This is a genomic window from Rhodobacter capsulatus (genome assembly GCF_005144475.1).
GTDB lineage: Bacteria > Pseudomonadota > Alphaproteobacteria > Rhodobacterales > Rhodobacteraceae > Rhodobacter > Rhodobacter capsulatus_C.
On record NZ_SWJZ01000007.1, the window covers coordinates 49,486 to 67,013 of the forward strand.

Consider the following 17,528-nt stretch of genomic DNA (forward strand, 5'->3'; position numbering starts at 1 on the left):
CCCGCCCGGATTCAGGCTACTGTGCAACCGGGCGGAGAATGGGCATGGTGGCACGAACCTATACGGTGGCTTTCGAGGGCGTCGAGGCGCGGATCGTCGAGGTGCAATGCGCCCTTGCCGCCGGGATGCCGTCGTTTTCCATCGTGGGTCTGCCCGACAAGGCGGTGTCCGAAGCCCGCGACCGGGTGCGGGCGGCGCTTGCGGCGCTGTCGATCGCGCTGCCGATGCGGCGGATCACGGTCAATCTGTCGCCCGCCGATCTGCCCAAGGAGGGCTCGCATTTCGACCTGCCGATCGCGATTGCGCTTTTGGCCGCGATCGAGATCGTGCCGAAAGAAGAGGTGGAAACCCTCGTCTCGATCGGGGAACTGGCGCTGGATGGACGGATCGTGTCGGTGGTCGGCGCGCTGCCCGCGGCGATGGCGGCGGCGGCCGAGGATTGCGCGCTGATGTGCCCGAAACCCTGCGGCGCCGAGGCCGCCTGGGTAGGCGCGACGCAGGTCTTTGCCCCCGCGACCCTGACCGAGGCTTTGCGGCATCTGACCGGGCAGCAGCCGCTGGCCCCCGCGCGCCCGGGCGAGGTGGAAACGCCGCCCGCCGCCCGCGATCTGCGCGACGTCAAGGGGCAGGAGCGGGCGAAACGGGCGCTGGAGATCGCCGCCGCCGGGCGGCATCATCTGTTCATGGCGGGGCCTCCGGGGTCGGGCAAATCGATGCTGGCGGCGCGGCTGCCGGGCATCCTGCCGCCCTTGTCGGCGCTCGAAGCGCTTGAAACCTCGATGGTGCATTCGCTCTCGGGGCTTCTCTCCGAAGGCGGGATTTCCCGCGCGCGGCCGTTTCGCGAACCGCATCACACGGCCTCGATGGCGGCGATGATCGGCGGCGGGCGGGGGGCAAGGCCGGGCGAAGTGAGCCTCGCCCATAACGGCGTGCTGTTTCTGGACGAATTTCCGGAATTCCCCCGCCCGGTGCTGGAGACCCTGCGCCAGCCGATCGAAACCGGCGAGGTGGTGGTGGCCCGGGCCAATGCCCATGTGCGCTACCCCTGCCGGTTCCTGCTGGTGGCGGCGGCGAACCCCTGTCGCTGCGGTTATCTGGGCGATCCGGCGCGGGCCTGTGCCCGGGTGCCGCAATGTGGCGCCGACTATCTGGGCCGGATCTCCGGGCCGCTGATGGATCGGTTCGACCTGCGCATCGAGGTGCCCGCGGTCGACTGGCGCGAGCTGGATCTGCCCGCGGCGGGCGACAGTTCCGCCACGGTGGCGGCGCGGGTGGCGGCGGCGCGCGAGATTCAAGGCCGTCGTTTCGCCGATCATCCGCAGATCCGGGTCAATGCCGAGGCCGAGGGCGTGGTGCTCGATGAGATCGCCGCCCCCGATGCCGAGGGGCGGGAGTTGCTTGGCAAGGTCGCGGCGCGTTTCGGGCTGACCGCGCGCGGCTATCACCGGGTGCTGCGCACGGCGCGGACGATTGCCGATCTGGACGGCTCGGATCAGGTCCGCGCGCCGCATCTGGCCGAGGCGGTCAGCTACCGTCTGACCTTTGCGGCGGCACGGTAAGGACGCGGGTGACGAAACGGGCCGTGTCGCGCAGGGCCTCGCGCGATTCGGGGATCAGCCCGTCCATCATCTGCCAGGCATGCGGCACGCCGGGCCAGAGCTGCAGCAATACCTCGGTCCCCGCCTGGCGCAGTTTCTCCTCCATCCGCAGTGCGTCATCGGTCAGGATCTCGGTTTCCGAGGTCTGCAGCAGCACCGGCGGACAGCCGGGGAAGTCGGCAAAGATCGGCGAGGCCTCGGGGTCGTCGGCCGGATGGCCCTGCAGGTAGAATTGCGCGGCGTCGGGCAGACGGTGCCCCGCCAGCATCGGGTCGGCGGCGGCGTTGTCCCGCACCGAGGGCGAGGCCCCCGTCAGATCGAACCAGGGCGAAAAAGCAAAGGCCCCGGCGGGCGGGGTGCCCCTGGCACAGAGTTTCGCAAGCAGCGCAAAGGCCAGCGCCGCCCCGGCGCTGTCGCCAGAAAGCACAAGGTTTTCAGGCCTGTAACCCTGCGAGATCAGCGCGTCCCAGATCGCTTGCGCATCGCGCAGGGCGGCGGGGAAGGGATGCTCGGGCGCCAGGCTGTAGCTGGGGGCGATCACCGTGACCCCGGCCAGTTTCGCCAGCCGCGACAGCATCGGCAGATGCGTCTGCGGGCTGCCCGCAAGGAAGACGCCGCCATGGAAATGCACCACGGCCAGGCCTTCGCGGGGGCTGCCCGCCCGGATCGACAGCGCCGGCCGCCCGGCCAGATCAAGCGGCATCGCCACGCTGCCCGGCGCGGGGCGCAGCGCGATCCGGGTGAAGCGCTCCATCGCCGCGCGCAGCTCGGCCGGATCGGTCATCTTCGCCAGCCGCGGCTTGGTGAACAGCCGCAGGCCAAGGGTCAGCATCCGCGCGCGCAGGCTCATCACAGACCCCGCTTCGCCTCGATCACCTGCCAGATCTTCTCGGCGACATTGGTGCCGTCGAAGCGCTCCAGCTCTTGAATCCCGGTGGGCGAGGTCACGTTGATCTCGGTCAGCCAGTCGCCGATCACGTCGATGCCGACGAAGATCTGCCCCTTTTCGCGCAGGGTCGGGCCGATGGCGGCGCAGATTTCGCGTTCGCGGTCCGTCAGCTGCGTCGGCTCGGGGCGGCCGCCCACATGCATGTTCGAGCGCGTCTCGCCCGCCGCAGGCACGCGGTTGATCGCGCCCACGGGCTCGCCATCGACCAGAATGATGCGCTTGTCGCCCTTGATCACGGCCGGAACATATTTCTGCACGATCATCGGCTCGCGGTTGATCGAGGTGAAGAGTTCGTGCAGCGAGGCCAGGTTGCGGTCGTTCGGGTCAAGCCGGAACACCCCCGCGCCGCCATTGCCGTAAAGCGGTTTCAGGATCACGTCGCCATGCTCGGCCTTGAAATCGCGAATCACCGTCAGATCGCGGGCGATCAGCGTCGGCGGCGTCAGGTCGGGGAAATCGAGCACGAGCAGCTTCTCGGGGTAATTGCGCACCCAGAACGGATCGTTGACGACCAGCGTCTTCGGATGGATGCGGTCGAGCAGATGAGTCGTGGTGATATAGCCCATGTCGAAGGGCGGATCCTGCCGCAGCCAGACGACATCCATCTCGGCCAGATCGATTTCGGCCTCGGCGCCCAAGGTGAAATGGTTGCCTTGCTCTCGCCGCACGCTGAGCGGCCAGCCCCGCGCCAGCACCCGCCCCTGCCGATAGATCAGCCGGTCGGGCGTGTAATAGAACAACGCATGACCGCGCTCCTGCGCTTCAAGCGCGATGCGGAACGTGCTGTCCCCGTTGATGTTGACGGCCGCAATCGGGTCCATCTGGAATGCAACTTTCAAGGCCATGACGCCCCCTTTCGTTGCCTCCTTGATGCCTTGCGGACCGCCGCGATGCAATGTCGCTAGTCGAACTGATAGGCGTTTTGCAAGATCTCGATCCGCCCCGTCGCGTCCACGAGGGCGACGTCGAAGCGCATGTCGAGATTGGCGCAATCGGGTGTGCCCGACACGAATTCCTCGGCAGAGAGACAGATTCGCTCCAGCTGTCTGCGGCTGATCCGTTCGACCGCCCGGGCATGGGTGTCGGCTTTCTTCACCTCGATGAAGATGACCTTGTCCCCCTCGCGGGCGATCAGGTCGATTTCGCCACCGTAACGGCCGCGCCAGCGTTGTGCGGCGATCCGGCCGCCGCCGCGCTGATAGACGGCAGCCACCTGATGCTCTGCGGCAAGTCCCGCGTGATATGCCAGTGCCCCGCCCATCACACTCTCTCCATTGCCAGCGCGCGCTGATAGACCTCGCGCCGGGGCAAACCCAGCATCTCGGCCACTTCCGCTGCCGCGTCCTTCACGCTCAGGCGCTGCAGACGATCCCGCAGCGCGGCTTCGACATCTTCGGGGCCAAAGCGCGGCGCCCGGGAGCGATCAACCAGAACGACGATCTCGCCCTTGATCGGCGTATCGGCGCAGCTTGCCACCAGATCCGACAGGGTTCCGCGCCGGACCTCCTCGAATCGCTTGGTCAGTTCGCGGCACAGCACCGCTTCCCGATCCGCGCCCAATTCTGAGGCCAGATCGGTTAACATTTCCTTAACACGCTTGGGCGATTCATAGAAAACAAGCGTCGCCGGAACCTGCGCGAATTCGGCAATCCATTTGCGCCGCGCCTGGGCGGTATTGGGCGGAAACCCCGCGAACAGGAACCGATCCGAAGGCAGACCCGAAACGGTCAGTGCAGCCAGCACGGCAGAAGGTCCCGGGGCGGCAAAGACGCGATGCCCCGCTGCGATCGCCGCACGGCCGAGCTGAAAGCCCGGATCCGCCACCAGCGGCGTGCCGGCTTCAGAGGCGTAAGCCACCGCCTTGCCCTCGGCCAGCGCGGCCAGCAGACGGGGCCGCACCGCCTCGCCGTTGTGGTCGTGATAGGCGACAAGCGGCCGCCCCCCCAGCGGGATGCCGTGAATGTCCATCAGATGGCGCAGGGTCCTTGTGTCCTCGGCCGCCAGCACGTCAGCCTCGCGCAGGATGTCGAGGCCGCGCAGCGTGATGTCGCGCGCCGCGCCGATCGGCGTCGAGACGAAATGCAGCCCCGGTGCGGGCTTGCGGCCCGCGGGCCCGTATTCCTCCAGGGCGGTGCGTTGCGGTTCGAGGTCGTCTTCTGGCTGCGTCATCGATCCGCCTGGCGTTTCCGAGTCAAGTTTACTTCACGCGGCGAAACGCTTACGGTTCGCCCAATTCCCCCCGCCGGAACGGAGGCCGCTCTCATGTTCGCTGCTTTGCGCACCCCCCGCAACCCCCTGCTGATCTGCGTCACCCTGGTCTCGGCCCTGCTTGTCGCGGCCTGCCAGCCGGTTCCCGGCACCGGCAGCGGGCCAAGCGTCGAGGCCGGTACCGCCGTTCCGGTGGCGTTGCTCGTCCCTGCGGGCTCGGGCAATACCGGCGACGAGACCCTTGCCGCCTCGCTCAAGCAGGCGGCGCAGCTGGCGATTTCCGACCTCAATGGCGTGAAGATCGACCTGCGCGTCTACAACACCGGCGCAGGCCCCGAACAGGCCGCGGCGATGGCCACGAAGGCCGTCGACGAGGGCGCGAAGATCATCCTTGGCCCGGTCTTTGCCGAATCCGCCAATGCCGCGGGCCTCGCCGTCGCCAGCCGCGGCGTCAGCGTGCTGTCGTTCTCGAACAACACCGACATCGCGGGCGGCAACGTCTTCGTGCTCGGGCCGACCTTCCCCAATACCGCGAACCGGCTCGCCCAGTTCGCCAGCGCGCAGGGCAAGCGCAGCATCCTGATCGTGCATGACCAGACCCCGGCGGGCACGATCGGCGCGGGCGCGGTGCAATCGGCTGTCGCCCGGTCCGGCGCGGCGGTGGCGGGCATCGCCTCCTATCCGTTCTCGCAGCAAGGCATCATCGAGGCGATGCCGACGATCTCGGGCCGGGTCAAGGCAGGCGGCGTCGATGCGATCTTCCTGACCGCCGATACCGCGGGGGCGCTGCCGCTGCTGGCGCAGATGCTGCCCGAAAACGGCGTCAACCCCGGTCAGGTCAAGTTCATCGGCCTGACGCGCTGGGACATTCCCTCGGCGACGCTGGCGCTGCCCGGGCTGCAGGGCGGCTGGTTCGCGATGCCCGATCCGAACCTGAACAGCCGCTTCAAGGAACGCTACGAGACCGCCTTCGGCGCCGCGCCGCATCCGATCGCCGGGCTCGCCTATGACGGCATCGCCGCGATCGGCGCGCTGGTGAAATCGGGCCGTCCCGATGCGCTTGGCCGGGCCGCGCTGACCCAGCCCTCGGGCTTCGTCGGCGTCAACGGCATCTTCCGGCTGCGCCCCGACGGCACCAACGAGCGCGGCCTTGCCGTCGCCGAAATCCGCAACGGTCAGGCCGTGGTGATCGACGCCGCCCCCCGTTCCTTCGGCATGGCCGGGTATTGATCCCGGCCTTCCCGCCGCCGAAATCCGCCGCCGAAAGGCCCCAAGCATCATGAGACGCACGTGAGCGACAGCGCCAGACCCGCCCCGGCCGACACCGGGGCGCACCTGCTTTTCGACCTGCCCGCCCTGACCGCCCGGCTGGATGCCAGCCTGCAGGACGCCGACGCCCGCAACATCCGCGCCGAGACGGTCCGCTTCCTTCTGGCCGAGCGCGAGGCCGCCCTGCCGCGCATCATCGCCGATTTCGGCACCCATCCGCGCCGGGCCGGAGAGACCGTCGCCGCCTATGCTGCGATGACCGACGGGCTTGTCCGCGCCGTCTTTCACGTCGCCACCACCCGGCTGCATCCGCTGCAGGCGCCGACCGCGGCCGAAGGCCTCTCGGTCCTCGCCGTCGGCGGCTATGGCCGCGCCGAGATGGCGCCCTTTTCCGATGTCGATCTGCTGTTCCTGACGCCCTGGAAGATCACCCCCTGGGCGGAAAGCGTGATCGAGAGCATGCTTTACATGCTGTGGGATCTGAAGCTGAAGGTCGGCCATTCCTCGCGCACGGTGGAAGACTGCATCCGGCTGGGCCGCGAAGACATCACCATCCGCACCGCGCTTTTGGAAAACCGCTATCTCGATGGCGATGCGGCGCTGGCCGAGCGGCTGAACCAGACCCTGCGCAACGATCTGTTCAAGGGCACCGGCCCCCAGTTCATCGAGGCGAAACTGGCCGAGCGGTCGGAACGCCACCGCCGTCAGGGCGGGCAGCGCTATGTGCTGGAACCCAACGTCAAGGAGGGCAAGGGCGGTCTGCGCGATCTGCAGACGCTGTACTGGATCGCGAAATACCTGCACGGGGTCAATGACACCGCCGATCTGGTCGGCCTTGGCGTCTTCACCGCCGAGGAATATGCGGTCTTTCAGGAGGCCGAGGATTTCCTTTGGGCGGTGCGCTGCCATCTGCATCTGATCGCCAACCGCGCCTCGGACCAGCTCTCCTTCGACGCGCAGGTCGAGGTGGCGCGGCGCATGGGCTTTGCCGATGCCGCGGGCCGTCGCGGCGTCGAGGTCTTCATGCAGCATTACTTCCGCCATGCGACCCGGGTGGGGGAGCTGACGCGGGTCTTCCTCACCGTGCTCGAGGCGCAGCATGCGAAACCGGCGCCGGTGCTGAAGCGGCTCTTTCGCCGCAAGAAACCGCTGAAAGCGCCGTTCCTTGACGATATTTCCCGCGTCAACGTCGCCGATACAAGGGCTTTTCTGGCCGATCCGCTGAACTTTCTGCGCATCTTCGAGGAAGCCCTGCGCACCAACATGCTGCTGCATCCCGATGCGATGCGGCTGATCGCGGCCAATCTGGACCGGATCGACGACCAGCTGCGCGACAGCCGCGAGGCCGCGCATATCTTCCTCGATCTGCTGCTCAAGCATGGCAACCCGGAACGGGTGCTGCGGCGGATGAACGAGCTGGGTCTGCTGGCCGCCTATATCCCGGAATTCGAGCCGATCGTGGCGATGATGCAGTTCAACATGTATCACAGTTACACGGTGGACGAGCATACGATCCAGTGCATCTCGACGCTGGCGCAGATCGAACGGCGCGAGTTGAACGAGGAATTGCCGCTTTCGTCGCATATCCTCGACGAGGGGGTGAACCGGCGCGTGCTTTATGTGGCGCTTTTGCTGCATGACATCGGCAAGGGTCGGCCCGAGGATCACTCGATCCTCGGCGCCCAGATCGCCCGCAAGGTGGCGCCGCGGCTGGGGCTTTCGCCCGAGGACTGCGAGACGGTCGAATGGCTGATCCGCCATCACCTTTTGATGTCGGACGTGGCGCAGAAACGCGACCTGTCCGATCCGCGCACGATCCGCGATTTCGCCAAGCGGGTGAAGACGCGCAAGCGGCTGGATCTTTTGACCGTGCTGACCGTCTGCGACATTCGCGGCGTCGGGCCGAATGTCTGGAACAACTGGAAGGCGACGCTGCTGCGCCGGCTTTATTCCGACACCACCCGGGCGCTGGAACACGGGCTTGAGGCGGTGAACCGCGAGCAACGCTCGGACGCGGCGAAAAAGGCCCTGCGCGAGGCGTTGTCGGGCTGGGATCCGCGCGACATCCGCACCGAGCTGGCCCGGCATTACGACCCCTATTGGCAGGGGCTGGGCACGGCCACGCAGGCGATCTTTGCCGAGATGCTGCGCGGCCTTGGCGATGATGAAATCCGCATCGACCTGCATCCCGACCCCGATCACGATGCGACGCGGGCGGCCTTTGCGCTGTCCGATCACCCGGGGATCTTTTCGCGGCTGGCGGGGGCCTTGGCGCTGGTCGGCGCGAACGTCGTCGATGCGCGGACCTATACCTCGAAGGACGGCTATGCGACCGCCGTCTTCTGGGTGCAGGACAGCGAGGGCCACCCCTATGAGGCCGCGAAACTGCCGCGGCTTCGGGGCATGATCGAAAAGACGCTGAAGGGCGAGGTGGTGGCCCGCGACGCGCTGAAGGATCGCGACAAGATCAAGAAGCGCGAACGCGAATTCCGCTTTCCGACCCATATCACCTTCGACAACGAGGGCTCCGACATCTACACGATCGTCGAGGTCGACACCCGCGACCGGCCCGGGCTGCTGTACGATCTGACCCGCGCGCTGGCCTCGTCGAACATCTATATCGCCTCGGCCGTGATCGCGACCTATGGCGCGCAGGTGGTCGACACCTTCTATGTCAAGGACATGTTCGGCCTGAAGCTGCATTCGGGGCAGCGACAGGAATCGCTGGAAAAACGGCTGCGCGACGCGATCATCCGCGGCGCCGAGCGGGCGGGGCAGGCATGAGCGGGCGGCTGCTGCGCAGCGTCGCGACGCTGGGAAGCTGGACGCTCGTCTCGCGTGTGGCCGGTTTTGCCCGTGACGTGCTGATGGCGGCTTACCTCGGCGCGGGGCCGGTGGCGGATGCCTTCAACATCGCATTCAAGCTTCCCAACATGTTCCGCAGGCTGTTTGCGGAAGGCGCCTTCAACCTCGCCTTCGTGCCGATCTATGCCAAGAAGCTCGAAAGCGGTGAAGATGCGGATGCGTTCGCGCAAAATGCATTCTGGGGGCTTGCGAGCTTCCTGACGCTCTTTGTCGTGATCGGCACCCTGGCGATGCCCTGGCTGGTCTGGGCGCTGGCCTCGGGCTTTGCAGGCGATGCACGGTTCGACATGGCGGTGGATTTCGGCCGCATCACCTTTTGCTACATCGGCTTCATCTCGCTTTTCGCGATGCTCTCGGGCCTGCTCAACGCCCATGGCCGCTTTGCCGAAAGCGGCTTCGTGCCGGTGCTGATGAACCTTGTCTTCATCGCGGCGATGCTGCTGGCGCGGCAGATGGGCTGGGAGATGGGGCAGACGCTTGCCTGGACCGTGCCGATTACCGGCGTCGCGCAGCTTGGCTGGACGCTTTATGCGGCGCGTCGGCTCGGCTTCGTGCCGGGGCTACGTGTGCCGCGCCTCAACCCGGATTTTCGCCGCCTCCTCGTGCTTGCCGGGCCGGCCCTGCTTACGGGCGGCGTGGTACAGATCAACCTGCTTGTCGGCTCGCAGGTCGCTTCGGGCACGGTGGGCGCGGTGTCCTGGCTTGGCTATGCCGACCGGCTTTACCAGTTGCCGCTTGGCGTCGTGGGCATCGCGATCGGCACGGTGCTGTTGCCGGTGCTCTCGCGTCATCTGCGCGCGGGCGAGGATGATCTGGCGCGCGACAGCTTCTCGCGCGGGGCAGAGATGGCCCTCTTTCTCACCCTGCCCGCCGCCGTGGCGCTGGTGGTGATCTCCACCCCGCTGATTTCGGTGCTCTATGACCGCGGCGCCTGGCGGCCCGAGGATACCGTGGCCACCGCCCTGGCGCTGGCCGCCTATGGCCTTGGCCTGCCCGCCTTCGTGCTGCAAAAGGTGCTGCAGCCGCTTTACTACGCGCGCGAGGATACCCGCCGCCCGTTCCACTATGCGCTGGTTTCGATGGGGGTGAACGCGGCTTTCGCCGTCGGCATGATGCCGGTGATGGGCTTTGTCGCCGCCGCCCTGGCCACCACGGTCTCGGGCTGGGTGATGGTCGGCCAGCTCTGGTGGGGGGCGCGGAAAATGGGCGATGCCGCCCGCCCCGATGCCCGCTTCTGGCGCAGGCTGTGGCGGATCGGACTGGTCTCGGGCGTGATGGGCGTGCAGCTTTGGTTTACCGCCGATTGGCTTGCGCCGCAGCTGGCACAGCCGGGCGGGGCCCGCTGGGGGGCGCTGGGCCTTCTGTGCGGCTCGGGCATCGCGCTTTACTTCGCGCTGGGCGCGGCGCTGGGCGCCTATGGTCTGGGGGAACTCAAGGGGATGCTGCGCCGCCGCCGGGGCTGATCAGCGCTTGCGCAGCTTGCGCAACAGGTGCCGCCAGCCGCCCGGGGCGACGAAGAAGCTGATCAGGAACCCGGCGCCGAAGCCGGAAAATTCCGCGATCCAGTCCGGCCCGATGCCGAACAGCGCGCCAAAGACGATCTGGATCCCCGCCAGCATCCCGATCAGCGAAAACGCCCGCATCCGGGCCGGATTGCCCGGCCCCAGCCGCATCCACAGGATCCAGGTGAAGGCGCCGATCAGCCCGTAGGCCCCCGGATAGCCGCCGATCAGCATCATCTGGGTGAAGGGCAACAGCGCATAGACCAGCGCGCCGACCAGGGTCGATCCCAGAAACACCGCCGCGACGGCCCAGCCCGGAAACACCTCGCCGACGAATTTGCCGATCGCCAGGACGAAGACCACCACCATCGCCGCATGGGTCAGGCTCAGATGGACAAAGGCATAGCTGACGAGCCGCGCCAGATCCGGCAGCGACCAGAGCCCGATCTCGGCCATCTGGCGAAAGCCAACCGGATCGAAGCCAAGCTGACCCAGGATCGCCAGCCGCCACCCCATCGCCTGCGGCCCCAGGGCGCCCGTGCCGCCCAGCGCGAACAGGATTTCCGTCACGATGATCGGGGCTGACAGCAGCCAGACCACGGGGGGAAGCGGGTTCAGCGGTTGCTCGTCATGGCCGTGGTGCATTGTCCCTCCTTTGGGGGTGTCATTGACGCCCCGCGCCCTTTAGCGATAAGCGCAAGACATCCGAATTTCCAGCCCGGAGCGCCCGAGATGTCCGAACAGTCGCAACCTACCCCCGAAGAGATCAACGCCAAGTTCACGCCGCGGATCTTTTCCGGCATCCAGCCCTCGGGCAACCTGACGCTGGGCAATTATCTGGGCGCGCTCAAGCGCTTCGCCGAAAAGCAGGACGAGGGCATCGAGACGATCTATTGCCTGGTCGATCTGCATGCGATCACCGTCTGGCAAGATCCCGAGGCGCTGAAGAAACAGACCCGCGAGGCGGCGGCGGCCTTCATCGCCTCGGGCATCGACCCGGCGCGCTCGGTGCTGTTCAACCAAAGCCAGGTTTCGGGCCATGCGGAACTGGGCTGGCTTCTGAACTGTGTCGCGCGGATGGGCTGGATGAACCGCATGACGCAGTGGAAGGACAAGGCGGGCAAGAATGCGGAAAAGCAGTCGCTCGGGCTATTCGCATACCCGTCGCTGATGGCGGCCGACATTCTGCTTTATCACGCGACGATGGTGCCGGTGGGCGAGGATCAAAAGCAACATGTGGAGCTGACCCGCGACATCGCCGCGAAGTTCAACCATGATTACGGCGTCGATTTCTTCCCGGCGCCCCTGCCGCTGATCGAGGGCGTCGCGACCCGGGTGATGAGCCTGCGCGATGGCAGCAAGAAGATGTCGAAATCGGATCCGTCCGATGCGAGCCGGATCAACCTGACCGACGATGCCGACACGATCGCGAAGAAGTTCCGCAAGGCGGTGACCGATCCCGAGCCGCTGCCCGAGAGCCTTGAGGGCCTCGAGGGCCGGGCCGAGGCGCGCAACCTGGTGAACATCTATGCGGCGCTGGCCGACAAGACCCCCGCCGAGGTGGTGGCCGAATATGCCGGGCAGGGCTTCGGGGTGTTCAAACCGGCGCTGGCCGATCTGGCGGTGTCGAAGCTGGAACCGATCTCGACCGAGATGAGCCGGCTGATGAACGACCCGGCCGAGATCGACCGGATCCTGGGGCAGGGCGCCGCGAAGGCCGATGCGATCGCCCAGCCGATCCTGCAAAAGACGCTCGAAATCATGGGGATGATCCGCTCGCGATAAGCGGCCAGGGCGGGGGCTCTGCCCCCGCACCCCCGGGATATTTGGAGCAAGATGAAAGGGATCGGTTTCATCTTGCCCCAAATATCCCGGGGGGTGAATGAGCGCAGCTCAGAGGGGGGCAGCGCCCCCCTGCGCCGGTGCGGCCTTCGCCTCGGCCCGGGGGTAAAGCCGCGCCATCGTCACGCCGCGGGCGAGGTTCAGCACCATCAGCGCCGCCCAGAGCCCGTGATTGCCGAAAGCCGGGATCAGCGCGCAGAGCGCGGCGATGTAGATCGCCACCGACAGCAGCATCGCGTTGCGCATCTCGCGCGTCAGCGTCGCGCCGATGAAGATGCCGTCGAACATCCAGGCGGCAATGCCAAGAAGCGGCGCCAGCCCCATCCAGGGCAGATAGGTCCGGGCGGTGTCCCGCACCTCGGGCGCGGTGGTCATCATGTCGATGATCGCGCCGCCGAAGATCAGGAATACCGCCGAAAGCAGCGCCGCGCCCGCCACGCCCCATTGCGAGGCGACCACGGCGGCACGGCGCAACCGGGCCGGAGACCGCCCGCCCACCGCCTGTCCGACCAGGCTTTCCGCCGCGAAGGCGAAACCATCCAGCGCATAGGCGGTGAGGCTCAGAAACTGCAGCAGAACCTGATTGGCGGCGAGGTTCACATCACCCTGACCCGCGCCCAGAAACAGGAAGGCGGTGAAGCTGCCCTGCAGGATCACCGAGCGGATCATGATGTCGCCGTTCACCCGCGCCATCTGTTTCAGCGGCGCGGCGGCAAGGATCACCGCCCGGCTCAGTCCCGGCACAAGGGCCGGGCGGGCAAGCCAGAGCGCCAGCCCCAGCCCCGAAAGCTCCGCGATCAAGGTGGCTGCTGCCACCCCCTTGACCCCCCAGCCAAGGCCGAGGACGAACCACAGATCTAGCCCGACATTCAGCCCGTTCATCAGAAGTTGCAGCGCCAGCACGGCGCGGGTGCGTTCGACCGCGATCAGCCAGCCGGTGAAAGCGTAAAGCGAGATCGTCGCGGGCGCCCCCCAGATCCGGATCGACAGATAGTCGCGCGCCAGTGTCTCGACCTCGTCCGAGGCGGGGGCGATCTGAAAGGCGGCCCAGAGCATCGGCGCCTGCAGCGCGATCAGGCACAGGCCCGCAGTGAGCCCGATCCCGACGGCGCGGATCAGCCCGGCCGAGACTTCAAGAGTGTCGCCCTCGCCCTTGGCCTGCGCGACAAGGCCGGTCGTGCCCATGCGCAGAAAGCCGAAGATCCAGTAGACCGAGGCCAGCACCACCGCGCCGATGCCGACGGCACCGATCGGTGCGGCCTGTCCGATCTGGCCCACCACTGCCGTATCGACCGCGCCCAGAAGCGGCACGGTCGCATTCGAAATCACGATCGGCGCCGCGATGCGCAGCACCCGGCCGTGCGTGACCGGGGTCATTCCTCCCGGTCCGGCATCAGGAAATGCCCGGTCGCCTGGGCGAACAGCTTCGCGCGGTTGTCCTGCCAGGCCTCGACATGCACCGAGGCATAGCGCCGCCCGGAGCGGTTCACCCGCGCCCGCGCATAGGCGTCGCGCGGCAGGCCGGAGCGCAGGTAATCGACGGTGAAATCGATCGTCTTCGGCAGCCGCGGCAGGACCGGATCGGGGGCGGAAAGATCGATCCGCCCGGCCTCCATGTCTTCCCAAAGCAGGGTCCAGGACAGTTCCATGATCGCCGACACCTCGAGGAAGGCCGCCGTCACCCCGCCGTGAATCGCCGGAATGAACGGGTTGCCGATCAGCTTGTCGTCATAGGGCAGGACCGCGGTCAGCTCGTCGCCGCGGCGGTCGAATTCGATGCCGAGAAAGCGGATATAGGGCACGCCGGAGACCAGCGCGCGCAGGGCGGCATCGCGGCGGCCCTTGACCAGATGCACGGGTTCGGGTTTCGGACGGCTCATTTTGCCCCCCCTTTCGGGCGTTCGACGGTAAAGGCGCCGGTGGCCGAGGCGACGGGCAGGCCCGCTTCCTCGTCATGGGCGGTTGCGCGCAAAAACGCCACGGTGCGGGTGATGTGATAGACCTCGGCCCGGGCGGTGATGCGCTGGCGCGGCGTCGCCGTACGCATGTAATCGATGCGCAGGTCGATCGTGGCGGTGCCTGCGGGCGCCTCGGGGTGGCTCATCACCGCGGCGCCGCAGCAGGTGTCGAGCAGCGCCGAGACCGCGCCGCCGTGAATGACCCCGGTGCGCGGATCGCCCACCAGATCCTCGCGCCAGTCCATCGACAGTTCCGCCGCGCCGCCGCCGATCGCCTCAAGCCGCATCCCCAGGGCGCGGGCATGCGGGATCGCCTCGATGAACATCCGCGCCTGTTTCAGCTTGCTGTCGTCCATGTGCCCTCCGGTTTTGGCCACGATGCCGTGGCGTTGCGACCATGGCAAGCCGCCCCGCGCGCGAGAGTGGTTGATGCTGCGTCAACCGCGCGTTAGCTTCGCCCCCGAGGGGGAGCAAGCCATGGCAGAGGTGCTGAGCTTCAAGGAAATGTGCGCGCGGTTCGACGTCACGCCGCGGACGCTGCGCTATTACGAATATATCGAGCTGCTCTCGCCGCAAAAGGAGGGCAGGGCACGCTATTACGGGCCGCGCGAAGTGGCGCGGATGACGCTGATCCTGCGCGGCCGTCGCTTCGGGTTCAGTCTGGAAGAGCTGCGGCAGTGGCTTTTGATCTATGACCATCAGGGCACCGAAGCGCAGAACCGCGCCTGGATCGCGCTGGCCGACCGGCAGCTGGGCGTCTTGGACAAGCAGCTGGAGGAGTTGCAGGCGGCGGTCACCGACCTGCGCGCGCTGCGCGACGATGTCGCGCGCATCCTGACCGACTGAGCCTCGAATCGGCCCCCGCGCGGGGGCCTTTTTCACTTTGTGCGATCGCTTGGCCCGCGTTTTGCGGGGAACGGATTTTCCATTTTTCCGGGCTTTTCCGTCTGACATTACGTCAAGGTCACCGTGACGCGACGTTACAGTGACGCGAACGTCAACCAAACTTGTAATGTGATGGTGGAAGCTCGGTCTGCCGCCTTACGTTACGCAAAGGGAATCAAGGGGCGGCATGATGAGCGACGACAGAATGACGATCCGCGAGATGTGCGATGCGTTCGAGGTGACGCCCCGCACCTTGCGGTTCTACGAGGCGAAGGAGCTGCTGTTTCCGCTGCGCGAGGGGCAGAAACGGCTGTTCACCCGGCGCGACCGGGCACGGCTGAAACTGATCCTGCGCGGCAAGCGCTTCGGCTTCAGCCTTGAGGATATTCGTCAGCTGCTGGACCTTTATGACATGGGGGACCAACAGAAGACGCAGATGGCCGAGACGCTGAAACTGGCGCGTCAGCGGCTGCGGGAGATGGAGCGTCAGCGCGACGAACTCGGTCAGGCGATCGAGGAGTTGGCGACGCAGATCGCCTGGGGCGAGGAGAGGTTTGCCGGCATGGCCGAGTGATCCCCGCCCCCGGCCGAACGGACAAGGGAGAGGACCATGCCGAGCTATACCGCAAATATCCGCGACATGCAGTTTGTGCTGCACGAGCTTCTGAAGATCTCCGGGCAGGATGTGCCCGGCTATGCCGACCTTGAGCGCGAGTTCACCGAGGCCGTGCTGGACGCGGCGGGCAAGGTCGCCTCGGAGGTGCTGGCGCCGCTGAATGCGGTGGGCGACACTCAGGGCTGCAAGCTGGAAAACGGCGCCGTCCGCACGCCTACGGGCTTTGACAAGGCTTTCGCCGCGATGAAAGAGGGCGGCTGGACCGCGCTTGATTGCAACCCCGATTACGGCGGGCAGGGCATGCCCTATGTGATCAACTGCGCCGTGGGCGAGATGTTCGTTTCCGCCAACATGGCCTTCAACATGTATCAGGGCCTGACGCATGGCGCGGTCTCGGCGATCGAGGCGCATGGCACGGACGACCAGAAGGCGACCTATCTGCCGAAGATGGTGGCCTGCGACTGGACGGGCACGATGAACCTGACCGAGCCGCATTGCGGCACCGATCTGGGGCTGTTGCGCACCAAGGCCGAGCCGCAGGCGGACGGGTCTTACAAGATCACCGGCACGAAGATCTTCATCTCGGCGGGCGATCACGATCTGGCCGAGAACATCATCCATCTGGTGCTGGCCAAGGCGCCGGGCGGCGGCGAGGGGACGAAGGGGATTTCGCTGTTCATCGTGCCGAAGGTGCTGGTGAATGCGGATGGCAGCTTGGGGGCGCGCAATGCGGTCTCGGTCGGCAAGGTCGAGCACAAGATGGGCATTCACGGCTCGGCCACCTGCGTGATGAACTATGACGGCGCCACGGGCTATCTGCTTGGCGATCTGCACAAGGGCATGCGCGCGATGTTCACGATGATGAACGAGGCGCGCCTGGGCGTGGGTCTGCAGGGCTATGCGGTGGCGGAAGCCGCCTATCAGGCCGCGGTGGCCTATGCCAAGGACCGGCTGCAGGGGCGCGCCGTGACCGGCGTCGCCAATCCCGCCGGTCCGGCCGATCCGCTGATCGTGCATCCCGACATCCGCCGCGCGCTGATGGATCAGAAGAGCTTCCTGGAGGGGGCGCGGGCCTTCACCTTCTGGGGCGCGACGCTGATCGACCGCGCGCATGGGCTGAAAGATGCCGAGGCCGAGGGGCTGATCTCGCTGATGACGCCGGTGATCAAGGGCTTCCTGACCGACAAGGGCTTCGAGTCCAGCGTTCTGGCGCAGCAGGTCTGGGGCGGGCATGGCTATATCGAGGAACAGGGCATGAGCCAGTTCGTCCGCGATGCCCGGATCACCATGATCTACGAGGGCGCGAACGGGGTGCAGGCGCTGGACCTTGTCGGGCGCAAGCTGGCGGCCGAGGGCGGCAAGCCGCTGATGGGCTTCTTCGAGATGGTCAAGGCCGAATGCAAGGCGCATGACGGCGACGAGCGGATGAAGCCTTTCACCGATCCGCTGAAGGTGGCCTCGAAGCAGATGCAGGCGGCGGGGATGTTCTTCCTGCAGAATGCGGCGAAGAACCCGGATGCGGCGCTTTCGGGCAGCTATGACTTCATGCATCTGATGGGGCATGTCTGCCTTGGCCTGATGTGGACGCGGATGGCGGCGGCCGCACATGCGGCGCTGGAGGGCGGCGCCTCGGATCGCGCCTTCTACGAGGCGAAGATCACCACCGGGCGCTATTACATGGCGCGGCACCTGCCCGCCTGCGCGCTGCATCTGGCGCGGATCGAAAGCGGCTCGGAGACCGTGATGGGGCTGTCGGTCGATCAGTTCTGATCCGGGCGCGGGTTTCGCCGGGGGGGTGGGGCCCCGGGGCCCCCGGGGGGGGGGGGGGGGGGGGGG

At 66.9% G+C, this 17,528-nt stretch carries 16 protein-coding genes; 8 read left to right on the forward strand and 8 right to left on the reverse strand.

The window, feature by feature from the left end:
* Nucleotides 1–44 precede the first annotated feature (44 nt).
* Complete coding sequence (locus tag FBT96_RS01135) at nucleotides 45–1,559, forward strand: YifB family Mg chelatase-like AAA ATPase (RefSeq protein ID WP_136904567.1); 1,515 nt, start codon at nucleotides 45–47, stop codon at nucleotides 1,557–1,559.
* On the opposite strand, the gene FBT96_RS01140 is transcribed toward FBT96_RS01135, so the two are convergent.
* Genes FBT96_RS01140 through rsmI form a run of 4 tightly spaced genes read right to left on the reverse strand, consistent with a single transcriptional unit; the run spans nucleotide 1,525 to nucleotide 4,716 of the window.
* The gene (locus FBT96_RS01140; protein WP_136904568.1) at nucleotides 1,525–2,448 is read right to left on the reverse strand and encodes an alpha/beta hydrolase; all 924 of its coding nucleotides are present in this window, start codon (nucleotides 2,446–2,448) and stop codon (nucleotides 1,525–1,527) included. The genes FBT96_RS01135 and FBT96_RS01140 overlap by 35 nt on opposite strands.
* On the reverse strand, nucleotides 2,448–3,392 hold the full coding sequence (gene gshB, locus FBT96_RS01145) for a glutathione synthase (protein WP_136904569.1): 945 nt from the start codon (nucleotides 3,390–3,392) through the stop codon (nucleotides 2,448–2,450). Before gshB ends, FBT96_RS01140 begins: the two co-directional genes overlap by 1 nt.
* A gap of 56 nt (nucleotides 3,393–3,448) precedes the next feature.
* Complete coding sequence (locus FBT96_RS01150) at nucleotides 3,449–3,808, reverse strand: YraN family protein (RefSeq protein WP_136904570.1); 360 nt, start codon at nucleotides 3,806–3,808, stop codon at nucleotides 3,449–3,451.
* On the reverse strand, nucleotides 3,808–4,716 hold the full coding sequence (gene rsmI, locus FBT96_RS01155) for a 16S rRNA (cytidine(1402)-2'-O)-methyltransferase (protein ID WP_136904571.1): 909 nt from the start codon (nucleotides 4,714–4,716) through the stop codon (nucleotides 3,808–3,810). Before rsmI ends, FBT96_RS01150 begins: the two co-directional genes overlap by 1 nt.
* A gap of 93 nt (nucleotides 4,717–4,809) precedes the next feature.
* On the opposite strand from rsmI, the gene FBT96_RS01160 reads away from it, so the two are divergent.
* Genes FBT96_RS01160 through murJ form a run of 3 tightly spaced genes read left to right on the forward strand, consistent with a single transcriptional unit; the run spans nucleotide 4,810 to nucleotide 10,352 of the window.
* Nucleotides 4,810–5,985 carry a penicillin-binding protein activator gene (locus FBT96_RS01160; RefSeq protein ID WP_136904572.1) on the forward strand — a complete coding sequence of 392 codons (1,176 nt, stop codon included), beginning with the start codon at nucleotides 4,810–4,812 and terminating at the stop codon, nucleotides 5,983–5,985.
* A 60-nt stretch (nucleotides 5,986–6,045) separates the two neighbouring features.
* Entirely contained in the window at nucleotides 6,046–8,808 is a 2,763-nt protein-coding gene (locus FBT96_RS01165; protein WP_136904573.1) for a [protein-PII] uridylyltransferase, read from the forward strand.
* On the forward strand, nucleotides 8,805–10,352 hold the full coding sequence (gene murJ / locus FBT96_RS01170) for a murein biosynthesis integral membrane protein MurJ (RefSeq protein ID WP_136904574.1): 1,548 nt from the start codon (nucleotides 8,805–8,807) through the stop codon (nucleotides 10,350–10,352). The genes FBT96_RS01165 and murJ overlap by 4 nt, the downstream gene beginning before the upstream one ends.
* Here murJ and FBT96_RS01175 read toward each other — a convergent pair whose 3' ends face one another.
* On the reverse strand, nucleotides 10,353–11,036 hold the full coding sequence (locus tag FBT96_RS01175) for a rhomboid family intramembrane serine protease (RefSeq protein WP_136904575.1): 684 nt from the start codon (nucleotides 11,034–11,036) through the stop codon (nucleotides 10,353–10,355).
* A gap of 87 nt (nucleotides 11,037–11,123) precedes the next feature.
* Between FBT96_RS01175 and trpS the strand changes: the two genes are divergently transcribed.
* Nucleotides 11,124–12,176, forward strand: coding sequence for a tryptophan--tRNA ligase (trpS, locus tag FBT96_RS01180; protein ID WP_136904576.1), 1,053 nt, complete (start codon nucleotides 11,124–11,126; stop codon nucleotides 12,174–12,176).
* Nucleotides 12,177–12,284: 108 nt separating this feature from the next.
* On the opposite strand, the gene FBT96_RS01185 is transcribed toward trpS, so the two are convergent.
* Genes FBT96_RS01185 through FBT96_RS01195 form a run of 3 tightly spaced genes read right to left on the reverse strand, consistent with a single transcriptional unit; the run spans nucleotide 12,285 to nucleotide 14,547 of the window.
* Nucleotides 12,285–13,610, reverse strand: coding sequence for an MATE family efflux transporter (locus FBT96_RS01185; RefSeq protein ID WP_136904577.1), 1,326 nt, complete (start codon nucleotides 13,608–13,610; stop codon nucleotides 12,285–12,287).
* Complete coding sequence (locus FBT96_RS01190) at nucleotides 13,607–14,113, reverse strand: PaaI family thioesterase (RefSeq protein WP_136904578.1); 507 nt, start codon at nucleotides 14,111–14,113, stop codon at nucleotides 13,607–13,609. The genes FBT96_RS01185 and FBT96_RS01190 overlap by 4 nt, the downstream gene beginning before the upstream one ends.
* Nucleotides 14,110–14,547, reverse strand: coding sequence for a PaaI family thioesterase (locus FBT96_RS01195; RefSeq protein ID WP_136904579.1), 438 nt, complete (start codon nucleotides 14,545–14,547; stop codon nucleotides 14,110–14,112). The genes FBT96_RS01190 and FBT96_RS01195 overlap by 4 nt, the downstream gene beginning before the upstream one ends.
* A gap of 121 nt (nucleotides 14,548–14,668) precedes the next feature.
* Between FBT96_RS01195 and FBT96_RS01200 the strand changes: the two genes are divergently transcribed.
* The 3 genes from FBT96_RS01200 to FBT96_RS01210 all read left to right on the forward strand — a co-directional run bounded on the left by FBT96_RS01200 (nucleotide 14,669) and on the right by FBT96_RS01210 (nucleotide 17,462).
* Entirely contained in the window at nucleotides 14,669–15,037 is a 369-nt protein-coding gene (locus tag FBT96_RS01200) for a MerR family transcriptional regulator (RefSeq protein ID WP_136904580.1), read from the forward strand.
* A 229-nt stretch (nucleotides 15,038–15,266) separates the two neighbouring features.
* Nucleotides 15,267–15,650 carry a MerR family transcriptional regulator gene (locus tag FBT96_RS01205; protein ID WP_136904581.1) on the forward strand — a complete coding sequence of 128 codons (384 nt, stop codon included), beginning with the start codon at nucleotides 15,267–15,269 and terminating at the stop codon, nucleotides 15,648–15,650.
* A gap of 36 nt (nucleotides 15,651–15,686) precedes the next feature.
* Nucleotides 15,687–17,462, forward strand: coding sequence for an acyl-CoA dehydrogenase C-terminal domain-containing protein (locus FBT96_RS01210; protein WP_136904582.1), 1,776 nt, complete (start codon nucleotides 15,687–15,689; stop codon nucleotides 17,460–17,462).
* Nucleotides 17,463–17,528: the final 66 nt, after the last annotated feature.